Source organism: Lewinella sp. IMCC34191 (assembly GCF_003390935.1).
In the GTDB taxonomy this organism is placed as follows: domain Bacteria; phylum Bacteroidota; class Bacteroidia; order Chitinophagales; family Saprospiraceae; genus Neolewinella.
Genome location: NZ_QNQZ01000002.1, coordinates 158,095 through 179,227, shown reverse-complemented (window position 1 = coordinate 179,227; position 21,133 = coordinate 158,095). Strand labels below are relative to the sequence as shown.

At 60.3% G+C, this 21,133-nt stretch carries 13 protein-coding genes; 10 read left to right on the top strand and 3 right to left on the bottom strand.

Features of this window, described 5'->3' with window-relative positions; all coding sequences use genetic code 11:
* Nucleotides 1–52: 52 nt before the first annotated feature.
* The 3 genes from DRW39_RS05280 to DRW39_RS05270 all read left to right on the top strand — a co-directional run bounded on the left by DRW39_RS05280 (nucleotide 53) and on the right by DRW39_RS05270 (nucleotide 8,321).
* Nucleotides 53–1,648: a T9SS type A sorting domain-containing protein gene (locus DRW39_RS05280; RefSeq protein ID WP_116105970.1), complete on the top strand. Its 1,596-nt coding sequence runs from the start codon at nucleotides 53–55 to the stop codon at nucleotides 1,646–1,648.
* Nucleotides 1,649–1,746: 98 nt separating this feature from the next.
* Nucleotides 1,747–4,173 (top strand): glycoside hydrolase family 2 protein, encoded by a 2,427-nt coding sequence (locus tag DRW39_RS05275; RefSeq protein WP_116105969.1) that lies wholly within the window; start codon nucleotides 1,747–1,749, stop codon nucleotides 4,171–4,173.
* 143 nt (nucleotides 4,174–4,316) lie between these two features.
* Nucleotides 4,317–8,321, top strand: coding sequence for a two-component regulator propeller domain-containing protein (locus DRW39_RS05270; RefSeq protein WP_116105968.1), 4,005 nt, complete (start codon nucleotides 4,317–4,319; stop codon nucleotides 8,319–8,321).
* Nucleotides 8,322–8,329: 8 nt separating this feature from the next.
* On the opposite strand, the gene DRW39_RS05265 is transcribed toward DRW39_RS05270, so the two are convergent.
* Complete coding sequence (locus tag DRW39_RS05265; RefSeq protein WP_116105967.1) at nucleotides 8,330–9,154, bottom strand: hypothetical protein; 825 nt, start codon at nucleotides 9,152–9,154, stop codon at nucleotides 8,330–8,332.
* 73 nt (nucleotides 9,155–9,227) lie between these two features.
* On the opposite strand from DRW39_RS05265, the gene DRW39_RS05260 reads away from it, so the two are divergent.
* Complete coding sequence (locus DRW39_RS05260; protein ID WP_116105966.1) at nucleotides 9,228–10,364, top strand: alpha/beta hydrolase; 1,137 nt, start codon at nucleotides 9,228–9,230, stop codon at nucleotides 10,362–10,364.
* Between the two features lies 1 nt (nucleotide 10,365).
* Here the strand turns inward: DRW39_RS05260 and DRW39_RS05255 are convergent, their stop codons facing one another.
* A complete protein-coding gene (locus tag DRW39_RS05255) occupies nucleotides 10,366–11,109 on the bottom strand; it encodes a T9SS type A sorting domain-containing protein (RefSeq protein ID WP_116105965.1) in 744 nt (247 codons plus the stop codon).
* A 69-nt stretch (nucleotides 11,110–11,178) separates the two neighbouring features.
* Entirely contained in the window at nucleotides 11,179–12,321 is a 1,143-nt protein-coding gene (locus tag DRW39_RS05250) for a serine hydrolase domain-containing protein (protein WP_116105964.1), read from the bottom strand.
* 87 nt (nucleotides 12,322–12,408) lie between these two features.
* Here DRW39_RS05250 and DRW39_RS05245 point away from each other — a divergent pair, with 87 nt between their 5' ends.
* From DRW39_RS05245 to DRW39_RS05220, 6 genes are all read left to right on the top strand, one after another.
* On the top strand, nucleotides 12,409–15,273 hold the full coding sequence (locus DRW39_RS05245; RefSeq protein ID WP_116105963.1) for a hypothetical protein: 2,865 nt from the start codon (nucleotides 12,409–12,411) through the stop codon (nucleotides 15,271–15,273).
* Complete coding sequence (locus DRW39_RS05240; protein ID WP_116105962.1) at nucleotides 15,273–15,920, top strand: hypothetical protein; 648 nt, start codon at nucleotides 15,273–15,275, stop codon at nucleotides 15,918–15,920. Before DRW39_RS05245 ends, DRW39_RS05240 begins: the two co-directional genes overlap by 1 nt.
* A gap of 1 nt (nucleotide 15,921) precedes the next feature.
* Nucleotides 15,922–16,413 (top strand): hypothetical protein, encoded by a 492-nt coding sequence (locus DRW39_RS05235; RefSeq protein ID WP_116105961.1) that lies wholly within the window; start codon nucleotides 15,922–15,924, stop codon nucleotides 16,411–16,413.
* A 551-nt stretch (nucleotides 16,414–16,964) separates the two neighbouring features.
* Nucleotides 16,965–17,942, top strand: a complete 978-nt coding sequence (locus DRW39_RS05230) for a ribonucleotide-diphosphate reductase subunit beta (protein ID WP_116105960.1) — start codon at nucleotides 16,965–16,967, stop codon at nucleotides 17,940–17,942.
* A gap of 55 nt (nucleotides 17,943–17,997) precedes the next feature.
* On the top strand, nucleotides 17,998–18,387 hold the full coding sequence (locus DRW39_RS05225) for a four helix bundle protein (RefSeq protein ID WP_116105959.1): 390 nt from the start codon (nucleotides 17,998–18,000) through the stop codon (nucleotides 18,385–18,387).
* 120 nt (nucleotides 18,388–18,507) lie between these two features.
* Nucleotides 18,508–21,003 (top strand): ribonucleoside-diphosphate reductase subunit alpha, encoded by a 2,496-nt coding sequence (locus DRW39_RS05220; RefSeq protein WP_116105958.1) that lies wholly within the window; start codon nucleotides 18,508–18,510, stop codon nucleotides 21,001–21,003.
* Nucleotides 21,004–21,133: the final 130 nt, after the last annotated feature.

The following is a 21,133-nucleotide window of genomic DNA, read 5'->3' as shown; positions in this document are numbered from 1 at the left end:
GGACTATTTCCGCGGTGCAGCTAACCTCGTTCATCAACTCATCTTTCAGACCATGCAAAAACGCTACTCCCTGTATTTTTTCCTATTCGTTCTGGCGGGCGCACTTCCGGCTCAGTCGGTCGTGGTGCCGGCCGATCTCGACGACGTCGGAGGCATCCCGGCTACCTACATCGATGTCTACATCGAGGCCGATACCTCCGCCACCGGTGAACAGCTACACGATACTTACCTCCTCGAAGCCGGTGGTCTTTACTACTTCACCAAGACCAACCGCTGGGACTTCGACGTCACCATCGCCGCGACCGGTGACACCGAAACCCTGGGCCGCCCGATCGCCGACCGGGCCAATCCGACCGGGGGAACCAGCCTGGACGAGATCTACCGCGGTACGGGCAGTTTCTACTGGGACAACATCTACCTTATCCTCGGCGACGAAGGACCGAACGCCGCCATGTACGAAACGGCTTCCTTCCGGCCACAGGGCGTAGGGCAGACCTACAGCTGGAACAACTGCATCATCGAAAAGAGCCGGCAGGGAACGATTCGCGCGGAAGGAGACAGTGCAAAGGTGTTCATCACCAACTCGATCCTGCGCAACTTCGGCGACTATGAGCTTTTCCAGGGGAACGGACGCGTAGTTGACCTGCGAGCGACCTTCGGCGATTCCGTCGTTATCAAGAACAACGTCATTCACAATATTCTGGACCGGATTTACATCGGCTTCCGGCAGCGCGGACTGAATTACTTCGAATTTTCGAATAACACGGTCTTCAACCACGTCGGCCGCCACGGCTTCATCCAACTGAAAAACACGAAAGAGTCCGTTATCAACGACAACTTCATCCAGAATCCGTCCATCATGGGCTCGGCACCCTTCCTGGCCGACGAACAGATCAACTTCGAGGATGAACAGAACTTCCTCTTCACCCTCGATTCGGTAGTGACGGGTGCCAGCATCGAAATGCTGAATAACAACATCCACTGGACCGACGACGTACTGGCCCACTACGAGGATTTTGAGCCGGTGAATAAGCCGGAACTCTTCAGCCCGCTGTTCATCACCACGATGACGAACGACACCTCCGAGGCTTACTTCACCGAGGTACTGGAATTGAATGCCGTCCCCGACCGCGCACCCCTCATCCAGTACTCGGAGGAAGCGGTAACCGACCAGAACGCCACGGGACTTACCAATATCATGGTTGAAGACAGTCTCTTCGCCGTCAACTCCGCCTACGACCGGGGCTACCTGTTTGATTTCCGGCGCTTCGATCCCTGCTACGACCCGAATGCCGTTTCCGCTACCGCCGGTATGGATGGATTTGCCATCGGTGCTGCCAAGTTCTGTGGGGCCCTGATCTCATCGAACCGCCGTGCTCCCTACAACGAGAGCCTGGGGCTCCAGGCTATCCCCAACCCGGCCAGTGATCGGCTGACACTGACCTACCAGACTACCGTACCCGGCGATGTGAGCTTGGAAATCTTTGACGTGCGGGGCCTGCTGCTACGCCAGATCGTCAATCGCCAGGCGCCATCCGGTTCGCAGCAAATCGTGGTGGATGACCTGAGCGACCTACCTAGCAATATGTACATCGCCCACCTCCGGACGCCGGAAGGACGGATGCACGTGAAGTTCTTGAAGCAGTAATTCGCGCACGCTACCGACTAGTTTCATATTACCATTATACTTTTTACGGCCGCCGTCTTGATCCTTCAGGCGGCGGCCTTTTCCATACCGCAACGCTTATGTCTACCCGGCACACCGGCGGACTTTTGGTCCTCCTTTTCTTACTGATCGGGCCCGGTCTTCACGCCGGCCCGCCCGCCGACAGCCTCCGTAGCCGCACCTTGCTGAGCGAGTGGGATTACCGGGAGACGGCGACGCACGACCCCGCCACCCTTACGGGCATCGCGGCTACGTCGGTAACCGTTCCGCATACGTGGAACCAGTGGGACGCGGTGGACAATAGTCCCGGCTACCGCCGCGATGCTTCCTGGTATTCCCGTTCGCTACGGATTACCCCGCGACCGGGTCGCCGCTATCTCCTGTACTTCGAGGGGGCAAATACCAAGGCGGAGGTCTATCTCAACGGTGCACGCATCGGCGGTCACGTCGGTGGCTACGTGGGCTGGGAGGTGGATATTTCCGACCATCTTTCCCCCTCCGGCGAAAACCGACTGGACGTGCGCGTTGACAACGGATACGACCCCGACCTGATACCCTCCCAAAAATCAGATTTCTTCATCTACGGGGGCCTCATCAGGGACGTGTGGCTGCGGGAAGTCCCGACGACCTTCGTGAGTGACTTGCGCATACGTACACCGGAGGTCAGCACGGACCGCGCGCTCACCCGGGCCCAAATTAACCTGACCGGCCGCCCGGGCGTAAACTCCAGGTTGCGGGGCAGCATAACCGATCCGGAGACCGGTGAAACGGTTGCCTCCGGGAGTACTACCCCGGACGAGAACGGCGGCGCCACCCTCACTTTTTCCGCCGTGGCAAATCCCAAGCTTTGGTCGCCCCGCTCTCCCCGGCGCTACCGAGTGGTCGTGGAATTGGTAACCGGGGACGAAGTCGTCGACCGGCGGGAAGAAATGATCGGCTATCGCTGGTACCGCTTCGAAGCGAACGGCCCCTTCTACCTGAACGGTGAAAGACTTTTGCTGCGCGGCACCCACCGCCACGAGGAGCACGCCGGCTACGGAGGTGCTTTGCCCGACAGTCTGCACCGCCGGGATATCGAGCTAATGAAGGAAATGGGCGTAAACTTCCTACGCCTCGGCCATTACCCGCAGGATCCGTCCGTCTACGAGGCCTGCGACGAACTGGGCATTATCGTCTGGGACGAGTTGCCCTGGTGTCGCGGCGGTAAGGGGGGCGAGGAATGGGAAGCCAATACCGAGCGGCTGCTGCGCGAACAGATCGCACAGAACTACAATCACCCGAGCGTCTTCTTCTGGTCGCTGGGTAACGAGATCTACTGGCTGCCGGACTTCCCGGGTGGAGACGATACCTCGGCCATGAATTTATTCCTGACCCGCCTGAATAGCATCGCGCACGAGCTGGACCCCGGTCGGCTGACGGCCATCCGGAAGTACTACGCCGGGGCCGACCTGGTGGATGTTTTCTCCCCCTCCATCTGGTCGGGCTGGTACGCCGGCGTGTACAAAAATTACGGACCGACGCTGGAGATGCAGCGACCGCTTTACCCCCGCTTCCTCCATATGGAATACGGCGGATCCAGCCACGTAGGTCGCCACACGGAGACGCCGATCACCGGAGACGGTTTGGTCAACCCCGACGAATGGGCGGAAGCGGTAAATCAGGTCAACGTGGAGAACATCGCTTCCTCCGGTGACTGGACGGAAAACTACATCGTGGACCTGTTCGACTGGCACCTCTCCGTATCGGAAACTCTCGACTGGTTTCCCGGCAATGCGCAGTGGGCTTTCAAGGATTTCGGGACGCCGCTCCGCCCGGAGAACCCCATCCCGTACCTCAACCAGAAGGGCCTGGTCGACCGGGCGGGCGAGCCGAAGGATGCTTACTATGTCTTCAAGAGTTACTGGGCCGAGGACCCCTTTACCTACATCGAGTCGCACACCTGGACCGAACGTAATGGCCCGGAGGGGAAGGCCCGGCAGGTGAGCGTCTTCAGCAACTGCGATCGGGTGGAACTATTTCACAATGGCACCTCGCTGGGCATGCGCACCCGTACGCCAGGGGAGTTTCCCGCCGCCGGACTGGTCTGGGACGTATCCTTTACCGAGGGCGAAAATGCCCTTGTCAGCAGGGGATACCGCAACGAGGCGGAAGTGGCGACCGATGACCTTGCCGTCCACTATACCTACCAGAAGTTCGGCGGCGCGGACCACGTGGAGCTGACGCACCGTGCCCTGCCGAACGGAAATATCCTGGTCGAGGCGGTGATGCGCGACGCGGAAGGGCAGCGGGTACTGGACTATGAAGACCACCTGTATTTCTCCGCCGACGGAGCCGGAGAACTGCTCGTTAATTACGGCACGCCCACCCGCAGTCAGGTGATCGGCATGGCCAACGGGCGGGCGGCCATCGAATTGCGGCCCGGGGAGGGGCGCACCGTGGTGGAGGCGCGCAACCAGGATTTCAAGGGAAGCTACCTAGTCATTACATCCGATTCGGACAGCCGGTAGAAAGGCGCGTGTCGGGGAAGTGTCCGTTACCTGCGCTCCGCCGCAAGTAAAAGCGAACAGGATTGGTTGGCGCGGCAAATTTGGCTACCTTGGAAGAGGCGGACGGATTTGGAGTCGCCCGATCAAAGTCGCATGCAAGCTTTATGTTCCGAGCCATACTAACAGCCTGGCTGCTTTTTATTTTTGCCGGCGCCGGCGCGCAGGAACGTTTCCCTTTCCGGGAACTGCAGCGTAAAGACGGCCTGTCTCAGAATTCCGTCATCGGTATCGCCCAGGATGGCAAGGGCTTTATGTGGTTTGGTACGCGAGACGGCCTGAACCGCTACGACGGGGCCGAGTTCCGGGTGTACCGGGCGCAGGCGGATGACCCCCACAGCCTGATCTTCAATGATATTCATACCCTCTACTACGATGACCCAACGGATGGCTTATGGGTTGGCACGACCCGGGGCCTGTGTCGCTACCGCCAGAAAACGGATGATTTCGTAGTCTACGGATCCGACTCCGAATTAGGGGACACGTTCGTCCAGTTCATCTACCGCGACGACCGGAACATACTTTGGGTCGGCACCGAACAGGCCCTCTACCGATATGAGGACCGCACTGACCGGTTCGTACGACTGCAGGAACTGCCCGATCAGTCCTATCGGGTGATGGCGCAGGACGACTCGGGACAATACTACGTCGGAACCTCACGGGGTCTATTCCGCCTACGGTTATCCAGTGAAGGTTCTACCGGTCGGCTGGAGCGCATGTCGGTGGAAAGTAACCGCGACGGTGAGGAGCTGTACGTGCAGGACCTGCTCCCCGAACCGGGGGGATTCCTGTGGGTAGCAACCCGGTACAGTGGTTTGCACCGACTAAATCTGCGAACCGGTGAAGTCACCCCGTACCTTGCTGACGGGGCACCGGGAGCCCTGACCGATAACAACGTTCGCGCAATCGAATGGGGGCAGGACGGTAGTTTGTGGGCGGGCACCTTCGTGGGGCTGAACCGCCTGGAACCGGGAAAGTATCGCTTCGAAAATTACGACCGGGAGAACCGGCTGAGCAATTTGCGCAATCATTCGATCCACTCCCTCTTTACGGATCGTCGCGGTACGCTCTGGATGGGGAGTTACTTCGGGGGCGTGGCCTACTACGACCGTCAGCTGGAAGGGGTGCGCCATTACTCGCGGCAACGGACCGGGCTCAACGCCGATGTCGTAAGTGCCTTTGCCGAGGCACCGAACGGTGACCTGTGGGTGGGAACGGAAGGGGGAGGCCTCAACTATTACGACCGCCGCGCCGATACGCTGGGGCCCGTGGATACCGGACACGGGCTGGAAAGCAATAACATCAAGAGCTTATTACTCGACGGAAACCGGCTGTGGATCGGTACTTACCAGGGGCGCCTGGTCTACCTGGACATCACGCGGCGCGAGGTCGTCCGCGAATGGTCGCTTGCACCGGACAGCATTCGCGGACAGCTCACGAACGTCTATGACCTGATGCTGCGCAACGATACGCTGTGGATCGCCAATTACGGGATAGGGTTAACACTGCTTGATTTGCGAACGGGTGCCAGTCGTACGCTGACCGAGCGGGCGGCGTCCGGCAACCGGCTGGTTTCCGACCAGTGTCGATCCATCTTCGAGGACCGCGACGGCAATGTGTGGGTAGCGACCCAGGAGGGCGTCAGCCGGATCACGGCCCGACCGGAAGGTAAGCTGCGGATCAGTCAGTTCCTGCCGGACCAGGTAGTCTACGCCCTCGGGGAGGATCGTGAGGGGCACATCTGGGCCGGGACGTACGGGCAAGGCCTGTTTCTCATCGATCCGGCCCGGAACAGGAGTGAAGCCTACCGCGAGGGCGGGCCGCTTTCCGGCAGTACGATCTACAGCATTCTCCGCGATACGAACGGACTGCTCTGGGTAAGCGGCAGCCTGGGCGTGGCCGGTCAGGATTCCGTGACCGGCCACCTGCGTACGTCGGATACCCCCTACAACCTGAAGGAGCAGGAATACCGCATCAATGCCGCCCACGCCAGCCGCTCCGGCGACCTCTTTTTCGGTGGGACCGAGGGGCTGACCGTGTTCAACCCCGACAACCTTTACCTCGACGTTGATTTGCCCCCGGTCGTCTTTACCAAATTGCAGGTCGCCAATCAGGAGGTCCGCATCGATCCCGAAGGCGGATTGCTGAAGCAGAGCATCGATCACACGGAAGAGCTGACCTTACCCTACGACAACGCGAATTTCAGCCTGTCTTTCGCTCCTTTGGATTTCCTTGCCGCCGACCACTACCGCTTTGCCTACCGACTGGAAGGGCTGGACGAGAACTGGATCGACGGGCAGGGACGCACCACCGTCAGTTATACCCTGCAGAATGCCGGCGATTATCGCTTCCGCGTACGGGTGTTCGGAGACGGACAGCACGACCGGTTCGTGGAACGCTCGCTGGACATCACCGTTCTTCCGCCGCCCTGGCGGAGCTGGTACGCGTATCTGGCCTACGCGTTGCTTGGCGGATTCCTGCTGGCCGCGATCATGCGCCATGCTTACCTGCAGCACCGGCTGCGCCAGGAGGAACTGACCAAGCAGCAGCAGGAGGCCATCCACCAGGCTAAGCTCCGCTTCTTTACCAACATCACCCACGAGCTGCGTACCCCGCTCACCCTGATGCTCGGTCCCCTGGAGTCCGTACGGCGCAACGGCGAAGTCAGGGGCGATACGGCCAAGCGACTGCTCACCGTTGAGAACAACTCCCGCAGACTGCTTCGGCTGGTGAACGAACTGCTCAGTTTTCGGAAGCTGAACGGGCAGCGAGATACCCTCCACCTGGAGGGCTACGATATGGTCGCCTTCTGCCAGGATATCGTGGCCGCCTTCCAGGCCTACGCCGCCACGAGTCAGAAGCAGCTTCGCTTTGTGTCCGACCAGGAACGGTATCCGATGAGCTTCGACCGGGATAAGCTGGAAAAAGTGATGTACAATCTACTGGCCAATGCCTTTAAATTCACCGGGGAGGGTGGCCAGATTACCCTTCGCCTGCGGCGGGAAGGGACCAAAATGTTCATCGAGGTAAGTGACGACGGAGAGGGCATTCCGCAAGACCTGCACGAAAAGATCTTCGCGCGCTTCTTCGAGCGGCAGTCCCTCACCAGCCGCGAAGGGACCGGGATTGGTCTCGCCGTCGCCAGGGAATACGTGGAAATGCACGGCGGGGAGATCACCGTAGAAAGTACCCCGGGCCGGGGAAGCACTTTCCGTCTTTGGCTTCCCCTGCGGCCGCCGCTTGCTTCCTGGTCGTCAGCTATCACCGATGCCGGGGAGGCCGAAGTGCCGCGGGAAATAACGGAACTGCGGGAACGCCTGGCCGCCGGTAAGGACGCCGATGAGAAGCCGCCGCTGCTGCTTATCGTAGAAGACAACGAGGAGATCCGTGACTACATCGAGTCGGTGCTCGTGGAAGACTACCGTCTCGTCACTGCCGTCAATGGAAGAGAAGGATTGGAACGGGCGCGGGCGGACCATCCCGATCTGGTGATCAGCGACGTCATGATGCCGGAAATGGACGGCATCGCCCTCTGCGCCGCGCTCAAACAGGATATTCAGACCAGCCACATCCCTATCATCCTGCTGACCGCTAAATCCAGCGACCTGCAGAAACTGGAGGGCCTCGAGATCGGCGCCAACGACTACGTGACCAAGCCCTTCAGTCCACGCGAACTGCAACTGCGCGTCCAAAATCTGCTCGTATCCATCCGCAGCGCCCGCGACCGCACGGGACGTACCCTCCGCCTGGAGCCCGCCGAGGTACAGGTAACGTCAGCCGACGCCGATTTTCTGGAACGGGCCATCGATGCCGTCACCGCCCGCATGGACGATACCGACTACAAAGTCGATGACCTGGCCCGCGACCTCGCCGTCAGCCGGGCCCTGCTCTTCACCAAAATGAAGGCCATTACCGGCCACACTCCCAATAATTTCATGAAGCTGCTGCGGATGAAGCGGGCCGCCCAGCTGCTGGCTACCGGGGAATTTCTCGTGGCGGAAGTCGCGGCGCAGGTGGGTTACCGCGACGTGAAATATTTCAGTTCCAGCTTCGCCAAGGAGCACGGATGCAATCCGTCGGTCTATGGCTGCCAGGAGACCGGGCAGGACTAGATAGTCGGTTAAGGGGTAGTCAACTCCGCAAAGCGCTCGATCTTCAGGTTGCGCCCGGCGTGGCTCCGCAGGAGGGTGTCGTAGAGGAGCGTCATGGCGCCGGCGCGGGTGCCCGCCTCGCTCTCCGCCCGGAACAGGGGGAAGATGCGGCCGTGGCTGTACGCATTGAAGGAAACCGCCAGTAACTCACCGTCCCGCGTCTGGATACCGGCCGCGTTTCCCCAGCTGCGGTGCAGAATCTGGTACATGATGCGCTGCATGGCGTGGTACTTCCACTCGTTCTCGCTGCTTTCGCCGTTCACCTTATGCCAAAAATCGGCGAAGGCCTCCGGCTTGATCACCGGTGCCGGTAGGAGGTCGGCCGCCTCGCTGCGCGCCATGCGCGAGTAGTACGCGGGGGGGAAGGTATCGGTGATGCTCTCGTATTCCTCATTCAGGAAGAGGGCGTCCCCTACGGCCTGGGTGACGGTAAAGCGGCCGCTGTCCTTCGGGACCGAGGCGGGTTCGACGGTCAGTTCCCCACCGCGGAACTCCTCGGGGATGGCGTCCCAGAATGCCTGGATGCGCTTCGGACTGAGGGGCTTGACGCTGTAGACGGCCAGGTCCGGCACGAGATCCGGCTGGGTGAGGTAGGTGCGGCCCAGCCAGTTGCGGCGTTTGGGCAGCGGCATGGCACTGACGTAGTTATCGCCTTCCACGAGCAGGTCCCACTCCTTGGCGGTGGCGTTGAGGTACCAGTCGTAGCCGTAGAGACTACCGTTGGTGGCGAAGTGCACGCAGCTGTTGTAGAGCTGCTTGTCGATGTCGGCCTGGGGGATAAAGCGGATGTCCATAGAATAGTATAAACCCGCAGCCCGGAAAAGGTTAGCCGGGAGCGGCTATCTTACCGACCCCAAGCCTCAAACCATGAACCGTCAGTACCGATTGCTACTCCTGTGTACCGGAATAGTGTTCTCCTACCTCCACGCCCAAACCTTCCCCGCCGCGGTGGACGTGACGCCGCATCCGCTCGTGGAGACGGTCACCCTACAAAGTGAAGCCCTGAGTAGCTTCTGGGACCGCCCCGTCGAACTGACCTTCACCGTGCTGCTGCCCCGGGATTACGCCGACTCCCCGGATAAGCGCTACCCGGTACGCTATAACGTAGCCGGCTACGGCGGGCGCTACAATCGCGTCAATCGCCTGCTCGGTAATTCGGAATTCGCCGATTGGTGGACCTCGGAAGCCGCCCCGGGCGTGATCACCGTCTTCCTGGATGGCAGCGGCCCCTTCGGCGATTCCTACCAGCTGAACTCCGCCAGTAGCGGACCCTACGGCGACGCTCTCACCGAGGAAATCATCCCCCGCATTGACGAGCAGTACCGCACCCTCGGCACTGCCGGCCGCTTCGTCGACGGTTGCTCCACCGGGGGGTGGGTATCACTGGCCCTGCAGCTGTTCTACCCCGATACGTTCGCGGGTACCTATTCCTACAGCCCCGACCCCGTCAGCTTTCAGCGGATGCAGTTGATCGATATGTACGCCGACTCAAATGCCTTCGTGAATAAGGCCGGTCTGCTTCGCCCTAGCCGTCGCGATATCTACGGCGAACCCAATCTGCTGATCCGCGATGAATTTGCCGAAGAGAACGCCGAGGGAACGGACAGCACCTACGTCACCGGCCAGGGGCAGTGGGGTGCCTGGAACGCGCTGTACAGCCCGCGGGGGGAAGACGGACTCCCCCGGGCCGCCTTCGACGGCGTGACCGGGGGCATAGATCCGGAAGTGGCAGAGCACTGGAAAAAGTACGACCTCCTGCTGCACGTCCGGGAGAACTGGCCGACCCTCGGTCCCAAAGTAGCGGGGAAGATTTATGTCTGGATGGGGGATATGGACAACTACTACCTGAATAACGCGATGCGTGACTTCGAAACCTACTTAAAGGAAGTCACCGCGCCTTCGTCCGATGCCGTGATCGAGTTTTCGCCGATGAAGGGGCACTGTACCGACTATTCCCACCGCGAGGTACTCGAAAAGATCGGGGAGCGAGCTTCTCCGGAGTAAGCTACCGGATTACTTCAAAGCGTCTGGCTCTCAGCCCCTCGAATTGCAGCATGTACAAGCCGTTCGGTAGGCTGGCGGGTAGGTCTATACGGGGCTGCCCGGACCCTTTCGCTACCGTACCCGACATGACGGCGCGGCCCATCGCATCCACGACCCGGTATTGGGGTGAGCTTGGTAACTGACCGGACAGGTACAGGGAGTGGCCTGCCGGATTGGGGTAAAGGGAGAATAGGGCCGCCGTGGGCATGGCTGTCGTGCTGACGGTCTCGCGGCCGTAGACAAGATTGGCCTGGGTATCGGTGTATTCGATCTGCCACTTCCCGGCGGGAAGGGCCGTGGGTTCCTGGAAATTACCGGACAGGGAACCGGCGTCGACTAAAGTAATGGTGGTTTCACCGGAAGGCTCGTAGTTGGTTGGGGTAGTGGCTGTCAGTTCTCCGCTGAGCGTGGCCTGTCCGCCTAGGTTGATCTGTCCGTGCCCGGTCCCCGGCTGTTGCCCGGTGACGGGGAATTCCAGGGAGCCGGCGAGTTGGGCGTCGTTCATCACTTCTACCAGGCCGGCGATACGGATCATGCCCCCCTTTTCCAGCTGGAGGTCGCCCTCCGTCTGTAGGGCGATGTCCGTAGCCGCTGCGGGACCTACATAAAGCGTTCCGCCGGAAGCCACGGTCAGTTGACCCAGGAGCGCGGCAGGGTGGAGGCAGGTAGCCAGGGCAACAAGCAGGGGAAGGAGGTGAGGTCGCATACGGGCGGATTAAGGAGGATTCATCGCTTTATATCCGCCGCCGTCTGGCCGTTACACAATGCCATGAGATCAGGGCTCGATCGCGGCATATACCCGCCGCATGAAGGCTCCGATCTCGCTGGGCTCCAGCCAGCGGGTCACGACCACCAGGTCCCTTTCCTCATCGATAACGATGAAGTTACCGCCAAAACCCGCTGCATAATAGACATGGTCCGGTACCCCCTCCCAGGCGCGGTCGCCGGCGTTCAGCCACCACATGTACCCGTAGCTGGCGTTGGCCTCCGCGGGCGTGCGGATCATGTCGACCCAGCGCTCGGAGATAAGTTGCTCGCCATTCCAGTTGCCGCGTCGGGCGAAGAGTAGCCCCAGGCGGGCGTGGTCTTCCGTGTTGATGAACAGGCCGCCGCCGTGGTGGCCGCCGCCGCTGACGGATTGCATCTTCAGGCCGTCCAGCTCTACCCAGCTATCGTCGTAGCCGTGCCACCGCCAGGTCGTACTGGCACCGATGGGGTCCATAATGCGTCTCTTGAGCACGCGGGGCAGTGGTTCGCGCCAGACCTGCAGCAGGGAGTAAGCGAGCACGTTGACCCGCACGTCATTGTATTTGAAGTGGGTGCCGGGGACGTGCAGTTCCCGATTCTTCCAGCTGTCGTAGGTGCCGTCGGGATCGGGCCGGTCGGTCCAGTCTTCCAGGCCGAAGAGGGTGCCGGACCAGTCGGAAGTCTGCTGCAGCAGGTGTTCCCAGGTGATCTGCCCGTTGTGCTGCCCGGCAAAGGTGCCGTCCCATACGTATTCGCTCACCGGGTCGTCGACGGAGCGGATCAGCCCGTCGTCGATCGCCAGGCCCGCGGTAGTGGACAAATAGCTTTTGGTCACGCTGAAGGTCATATCCACCCGGTCGGTGTAGCCCCAGCTGGTGACGAGATAGCCGTCCTTAACGATCATACCGGCCGGTTCGCCGCGCTCCTTGGTGGGGCCGCGGAGCGTGTGGCCGGGCTCACGGCGGAAACCTTCGAGGATGGCGAGGCGCAGGTCGCGCTGGCCGGAATATTCGTTGCGCAGGGCGAACTGGACTACGCTGTCCAACCCCGCTTCGGTAAAGCCGGCTTCCTCCGCCGTATGCGTTTCCCACTCGGTAGTGGACGGAAAGTATTGCGCCGGAGCGCAGGTAATGATGCATACCACGAAGAGGATAAGGAGGATCAGTCTCATCGTTCAAAGGTAAGCCGGCGTGACAATCCCCCCGCGGGACTGTAACGGTCTTTGAAGCCGAGTAATACATGGTCAAACACTAATGACATGCCACTTACCCAAGACACGATCGCAAAATTAAATTACGGCAGCATACAGCTGGCCGGCGACAACTTCCGCAGTCTCCAGGACGCCGACCCCGCAGAGGCCGTCTCCCTGGCGGCTACCCTTTCCGAAACCCGGGCGTACCGACTCACCCGCGGGATACTGCAGACCGTCCCCGACCGGGAAACCTACGTGGCAGAGGCGGGCGGCCTGGTTCACTGGGCGGCCGGGGGCAACAGCAGCGACCGGCAGTTGGTGGCGCGTGCCTTGCGGAATGACGGTGGCAAGGCGGGGAGCGTCTTCTTAGTCCACCAGATCTCCGGCATGACCCGGCAGCAGGCGCGTCCGTTCATGCAGGATTACCTGGCGAGCGGCGGAGATATGGCTGCGGTGGCCGAGTGGATGGCCGCGGCGGGGCGGGTGCTGCGGAAGCACCGCGTCAAGTCGCCGGGAACGGCCGACATGGTCGTTGACGGATTAAAGGACGCCGCCGATTGGGTGGTCGACAAGCTGGAAGATGCCGTGGATGCGATCGCGGAGGCGGTCACCGGCGTAGTGGATGCCATCGTGAGTGCTGGCCGGTCGCTGGTTGAATTCGTCGGCGAGGTGATCTCCTGGACTGCCGAAGCGGTCGGCGACCTGGTAGAGGCACTCCTCGAAGCCGGAGAATCGCTTTTCGATATCCTGGCGGCGGCGGTCGACTATGGCGTGGCGGCGGTGACCAAATTCGTCCGGGCGATGGTCGACATCGGCAAAACCATCGGGGAAGTGCTCGTGGAGGGACTCAAATTCGTTGGAGGTGTACTGACCGACGTGGTAGACGGACTGCTCAAGGCGGGTAAGGCCCTGGTCGATATTGTCGTCTGGGCCGCCGGGCAGGTGGCGGACATAACCCGACGAACGGTACAGGCGCTCATCGAGCTTGGCCGGTCGGTGACGCAGATCCTGCGCACCGTGATCAACGCCGCCGCGGACATCGTGCGCGCCACCGTAGAAGCCATGCTGGCTATCGGCCGCACCGTTGGCGAGCTGCTCATCACCGCGATCACCGAACCCGGCAACTTCTTCCGGGCGGTGGTGGAGGCACTGGACGAGATCGGGACCACGTTGAACCAGTTTTTTGATTCGATGGCCAACACCGTCACCAACGCCGCCCGACGGGTGGCCCGCATACTCACCGAGATCGGGCATAGCCTCCTGGACCTGGCCGAATGGGCCGTGCAGCGGGGCGGTGAGATCTTGAAAGACGTACTCCGCGGCATCGTTGAAGCCGGAAAGACCGCGTTGGACATCTTCACTTCCATCGCGACCAAAGCCGTAGCATTCGTGGCCGACGTAATCCAGGCCATGACCGATATCGGCCGCACGCTGGTGGACCTGGTCCACGATATCGTCAGTCTCGGTCTGGAGTTTACCCGCCGCTTCGTCGCGGCCATGAAGCGGCTGGCGGACGGGCTGGTCCGATTCGCCGCGGAAGTGGCCCGCCTGACCTACCGGGCCGCCGAGGCGCTGGTCGGCGCGATGATCGATGCGGGACTGGCCGTAGCCGAAATTCTGGCAACGGCGGTCGAGGGAACCTACTGGATGTTTCGCCGGATGGTCAATGGCATCATCAGCCGCACCGGCCGCTTCGGGGAGATATTGGACTGGGTGCTCACCCAGGCGGAGGACACCGTATCCGAACTTTGGGAAGACGCCCTGCAGGCGGCCCGTTTTGCCGGTCAGAACATCAAGGACGCCGTGGCCTGGGCGGTCGCGCGGGGTGACGAGGCGCTCGATGCCGTACTCAATGGCTGGGAAACGATGGGAGAAAACCTGGTAGACTTTTACGAGGAAGCCGCCCGGTTGGCGCAGTCAGGCGTCGATTTCGTCTTCGAACGGATCGGGCAGGCTACGATTCACCTGGAAAATTCGGTGAGCTACGTCCTCAAATACCTCGAGAAGGACTTCCTCCCGGGGATGCGCGATTTCATCAAAGGGGCATTGGATGCGGGATACGAAATTGCCGAGTTGGTCGTCGATCTCGGGACCCTCACCGCTCAGGCGGCCATCCGGGGCTTCCGCGTCCTGCTCGACCTGGGGCATACACTGACCGAACTGCTGATTGCCGGGATGGAGAATCCGGATGAGCTGCTTCCGAGTCTCCTTACGGCGGCGGAGGAAGCGGGCAACAGCCTGCGCGACATCTACCAGGTCGTTATCGTCGATACCGGGGGGGAGTACGAAGCAGCTGTCACCCAGACCCTGCGTGATCTCGAGAAGCCCATCAAGGACATGCTCAATGCCGCGTTGGAAGTGGGCTTCGGCGCCGTCGATACCGTATTGGCCACGCTGCTTAGCGGCCTGGCCAGCTACCGGGAGATGACGCCGCAGGAAATCGCGACCGCGAGGCTGGTGTACGGCGATACGTTCGACTACAGTCGTATCCGGTTCAGCCAGGAAAGCCTCAGCAACGACATCATTTTCGGCGTACAGGGCTGGTTCGAGGAGAACGACCGGGCCTTCGTCACCAACACGCTCGTCAATTTCGACGTCAACGACGGGGGCATTGACAACGCGACCATGATCCACGAGCTCTGCCACGTCTGGCAGTTTCAGGAAACCGGTCCCTTTTATATGGCGGAAGCCATCCACGCCCAGGTATGGGGGGCCGGCTACAACTACGATGCCGACGGGAATGGTGGCGAAGACGACCTGCAACAGGTGTTCCTCGATCACCCCGGGCTCAGTAACGAGGAAGTATTCGAGGTGTTTAACCGCGAACAGCAGGCGGATATCATCAAGCATTACTACGAGCGGCGCTTCGAAAGCTCACCCAGCCAGGACGTCAGCGCCTGGGAGCCCTTCCAGCAAGTCGTACACTCGTGATGGATTACCTGACATACCACAACGAAACTGAAAACCACAGGGAGCGGAGGACCGGCGTGCAGCCGCAGCCCACTTACCTGCCCCTTCCAACCCGGGTGGTAATGGCCATGTGGAAGGAAACTTACCTGAAGCGGGCGGCTGACCTCTATAGGGCCCTCTCCCGGGCCTACGGGCCGGCGCGGGTAGCTAACTGGTCGGCCGACCGGGTGGGGCGCGACGAACTGGTCCGACGCCTGGCCGGCGGACCCGTGCCCCTCGCTTTTTACCTGGGGCACGGTCGCCCCCGCGGGTGGTCCGGTTACCGGGGCCTGCGGTATCACCACTTAGAGGCCGTGCCGACCGGTGAGCGTCCCGCCGTAGGGGCGCTCATCTCCCTTTCGTGCAGCACCCTGGAATTCGGCAGGCAGCTGGTCGACGGTGGCCGGGCTGGAGCCTTCCTGGGGGCGGCGGCCCCCCTCCGCATACCCACGCTCCTGCGGTTACTGGCTGAATTCGGGGCGGTCTACGGGGCCGAGGGTCCGCCACCGGCTACCATCCGGGACCTGATCAGCCGGATGGACCGGCGGGTAGCGGCGAGTGCCCATCCGGAACTGGCCGCGCTTTGGGAGCAGTTTGAGTTACTCGGGAATCCCGACCAGCCCATCTGATATGCGCTACGGCTATGCCATCTACCTCGTGGTCGTCGCCCTGATGTTGGGCTGTCCTTCCCGGGAGGACAGCTGCGCGCGGCTGGGGGATACCTTTTCCGACGTCCGGGTCGATACCGTTTACGCTGACTCCCTTGGCGCGCACTGGTCCCTCCAGCTGGAGACGCTGCCCGGGCTGCCGGATGCCTACTTCGCCGCTGCCGGCCTGATCCGGGTCGACCGTGACCAGCGGGGGGAGGCCCTGCGGAATCTGGCCGACTCCGCCGGCCTGGTACATGTGGACCGGGAACGACTTGAATTCGTCCTGCCCCAGCTGCCGGCGGGGGCGGAGGGCGACCTGGTCGTACAGTTCCCGGACCGCCGGGACTACGTTACCTGCTCGCATCCGGGTAGCGGTGATCACTGGTGGCTGATCCTCCATTTCCGGTACGGGAACACGGCGGGGGCCGCCGACCTCACCTGGGCCGAGCAGCACCGCCGGGGCGGGTACTAGCGGTATCGGCCAGATGATGCTAACCGCCCGCCGTATGCACCGGGCTCCATGTTTTCCACCAGACGGCATTGTGAAAAACCGACAAAACAGTAGCTTTTCCACAACTCAAAGCCGGTAGTACACAATAAACCAGCATTTTACACAGGTCAGCTGTTGAAAACACTGCAGTTTTCCACAGTGTGGATAAGGTTATCAACAATGTGGAGAAAATAACGAAAACTGTTAATTCGCTGAATAACAGCGCATTAGTAAAAGTTATCCACACAATGTGGATAAATAGGCTTTTTTATCCCTCAACAGTGGGCCTATCTTGGCACTTATACGGGGGAAACCAACAAATTGGTTGGACACCCTGCACGCTCCGGCTTGCTGATACCACTTAGGCTGAGGCGGCGTCCTGCTACAGGGATGCCGCCTTAGTAACCTGACTACTAAAAACTTACGGGTTATACCGGCCCTTTCTCCATTTCAAAGCGGATGGAGAAACGGTCATACCTGTGCCATACCATATCCACCGCAGTGCATTAGCTGCCATCAAAACCTAGTTTCTTATGAATGCCAAGCTTGAACCGATCCTCGTCGAAAATCCCAACCGCTTCGTTCTCTTCCCCATCCAGCACGACGACATCTGGCGCTACTATAAAGACAACGAGGCCTGCTTCTGGACCGCGGAGGAAATCGACCTGAGTGCCGACCTGAACGACTGGAACAATAAGCTCAACGATAACGAGCGCTATTTCATCAAGCACGTCCTGGCCTTCTTCGCCGCCAGCGACGGCATCGTGAACGAAAACCTGGCCGAAAATTTCGTCGCCGAGGTCCAGTACACGGAGGCCAAGTTCTTCTACGGCTTCCAGATCATGATGGAGAACATCCACTCCGAGACCTACAGCCTGCTGATCGATACCTACATCAGCGACACCGCCGAGAAGGATCACCTCTTCAACGCCATCGAAACCATGCCCTGCGTGCAGAAAAAGGCCGAATGGGCCCTGCGCTGGATCGACAACGGCAGCTTCGCCGAGCGCATCATCGCCTTCGCCGCCGTGGAGGGCATCTTCTTCAGCGGTTCCTTCTGCTCCATCTTCTGGCTCAAGAAGCGCGGTCTCATGCCGGGACTCACCTTCTCCAACGAGCTGATCAGCCGCGACGAGGGCATGCACTGCGACTTCGCCTGCCTGCTCTACAACGACCACATCCAGCACAAGCTGGCTCCCGGCATGGTGACCAAGATCATCAAGGACGCCGTGGAGATCGAAAAGGAATTCGTCAGCGACTCGCTGCCCGTCAACCTCATCGGCATGAATGCCGACATGATGTGCCAGTACATCGAGTTCGTCGCCGACCGCCTGCTCGTCGAACTCGGCGAAGAGAAGGTCTGGAAAGTCGAAAACCCCTTCCCCTGGATGGATATGATCAACCTGCAGGGTAAGACCAACTTCTTCGAGAAGCGGGTAGGGGAGTACCAGAAGGCCGGGGTTACCTCGGATCGGGAGAAGCAGGCGTTCTCATTGGATGAGGATTTCTAGGATTTGCGATATGTGATTCTCGATATGCGATTTCTGATTTAGCTGCCGCACGCTCATGCCCGCATCGCCAAACGCCCGCTCCGCTCAACTTGAAAACCGTCTGGTTTCATTCGCTGTCCGTATCGTACGTCTGTCTAATGCCCTTCCGTCAAACTTCGCAGGACGTCATTTTGGAAAGCAGATTCTTCGATCCGGGAGCGCCCCGGCACTACTCTACGGAGAAGCAAGAGGAGCGGAATCAGACAGGGACTTCCGGCATAAATGCAGTATCGCACTCAAGGAATTACGCGAGACCTATATCAACCTAAAAATTATTGATCAATCGAGTTTGCTGGAGACGGTTCGTCTTGAAGAGCTGCTCGATGAAACTAACCAACTCATCAGCATTTTCGTCCGTACGGTTCGCACCATGGACACGCGGATAAATCAAACCAAAGATCGATGAGGGATACAAATTTCGGCTTGCTCTTTTTCGCAACGAACGAAGTGAGCAGAGGCGTGCGGTAGCTAAATCGCATATCGAGAATCGAGTATCACGAATCGCAAATCATAAAATAATACACCCATGCAAGTAATCAAACGATCCGGACGCAAAGAAGACGTCTCTTTCGATAAGATCACCGCCCGCATCAAAAAGCTATGCTACGGGCTCGACGAGAACTTCGTCGATCACATCACCGTGAGCAAGAAGGTCATCCAGGGTCTGTACGACGGCGTCACCACGGTGGAGCTGGACAACCTGGCCGCGGAAACGGCCGCCTCGATGAGCACCGTCCACCCGGACTACGCCCAGCTGGCCGCGCGCATTGCCATCTCCAACCTGCATAAGGAAACGGATAAGTCGTTCAGCGCCACGATGGAGGGGCTGTTCAACTACGTCGACCCCAAAACCGGTGAACCCGCCGGCCTGATCGGGGATGACACCATGCAGGTCATTCGTGACAATAAGCGCAAGCTGGACGCGGCCATCATCTACGACCGCGACTTCGAATTCGACTACTTCGGCTACAAGACGCTGGAGCGGAGCTACCTGATGCGCCGCGACGGAGCCGTCGTCGAGCGTCCGCAGCACATGCTGATGCGCGTAGCCGTAGGTATTCACCTGGACGACATCGAGTCGGCGATCCAGACCTACCAGCTGATGAGCGAGAAGTGGTTCATCCACGCCACGCCCACGCTGTTCAACTCGGGTACGCCGAAGCCGCAGATGAGCTCCTGCTTCCTGCTTAGCATGACCGACGACAGCATCGAGGGCATCTTCGAAACCCTGCGCCGCTGCGCCCGCATCAGCCAGAGCGCCGGCGGTATCGGTCTGAGCATCCACAATATCCGGGCTACGGGTAGCTACATTAAGGGAACCGGCGGTACCTCGAACGGTATCGTACCGATGCTGAAGGTCTTCAACGATACGGCCCGTTACGTCGACCAGGGCGGTGGAAAGCGCAAGGGCGCCTTCGCCGTTTACATGGAGCCGTGGCACGCCGACATCTTCGACTTCCTCGACCTGAAAAAGAACCACGGTAAGGAAGAAATGCGTGCACGTGACCTCTTCTACGCCATGTGGATCAACGACCTCTTCATGGAGCGGGTGAAGAACGACGGCGAATGGAGCCTCTTCGATCCTAGCGAGGCACCCGGTCTTTACGATGCCCACAGTGGGGAATTCGAAGCGCTGTACCACCAGTACGAGCAGGAGGGCCGCGCCCGCCGCGTCGTGAAGGCACAGGAGCTGTGGTTCGCCATTCTCGATAGCCAGATCGAAACCGGTACGCCCTACATTCTTTATAAAGATGCCGCCAACCGGAAGAGCAACCAGCAGAACCTCGGTACCATCCGCAGTTCCAACCTCTGCACGGAGATCCTGGAGTACACCAGCCCCGACGAGGTGGCCGTCTGTAACCTCGCCAGTCTCGCCCTGCCGAAGTACGTCAAGGAGGATACCCGGGAGTACGATCTCGATAAGCTGGTGGAAGTCACCCGCGTCGTGACCCGCAACCTCAACAAGGTCATCGACCGCAACTACTACCCGATCGAGCAGGCCCGCAACAGCAACATGCGTCACCGGCCCATCGGCCTGGGCGTACAGGGACTGGCCGATGCCTTTATCATGCTGCGTATGCCCTTCGACAGCGAGGAGGCCCGCCAGCTGAATAAGGACATCTTCGAGGCGATCTACTTCGCCGCCTGTACCGAATCCATCGCCCTGGCCAAGGAACTCGGCCACTACGAGAGCTACCCCGGTAGCCCCGCCAGCAAGGGCGAACTTCAGTTCGACCTCTGGGGTGTCACCCCGAGCGACCGCTGGGACTGGGCCGGCCTCAAGGAAGACCTTGCCCAGTACGGCATGCGGAACAGTCTCCTGGTCGCACCGATGCCTACCGCCAGCACCAGCCAGATCCTCGGCAACAACGAGTGTTTCGAGCCCTACAGCTCGAATATGTACACCCGCCGTACGCTCTCCGGCGAGTTCGTGGTGGTGAACAAGCACCTGCTGCACGACCTGATCGGCCTCGGGCTGTGGGACAACCAGATGCGCAACCGCCTCATGCAGAGCAACGGCTCCATCCAGGACTTCGAGGACGTACCCCAGCACCTCCGCGACCTCTACAAGACGGTCTGGGAGATCAGCCAGAAGGTCGTCATCGATATGGCCGCCGACCGCGGTGCCTTCGTTTGCCAGAGCCAGTCGATGAACCTCTTCGTCGAGAACGTCAACTTCGGTAAGCTCTCCAGTATGCACTTCTACGCCTGGAGCAAGGGCCTGAAAACGGGCATGTACTACCTCCGCACCAAGGCCGCCCGTGACGCCATCAAGTTCACGGTCGACAAGGAGCAGCTCGTCAAGCAGAGCGACGACGGCGACGGCCAGGTCAAGCAGGGAACGCGGGAGATTCCCGCGCCGAAGATGACGGGTGGCGTACCGAAACCCAAAACCGAAGAGGGTGGGGCGGCAACCGCCACCGCCGCGGGAGAATTTGAAGAATTGAGTGCCGAGCAAACCGCTCAGGTAGGCAAGACGTGTAGCCTGGACGATCCGGACTGCATCGCTTGCTCCGCTTAGAGAATTACATTCCTATCCCACATTCCGGCCCGCGGCGCTTTTTGCGTCGCGGGTTTTTTTATGTCTGATCGGTCGCTCCCTACCTTTAGTAAGCAAATGAGGAGTGGCAAAGGATGAACGATTGGTCGGT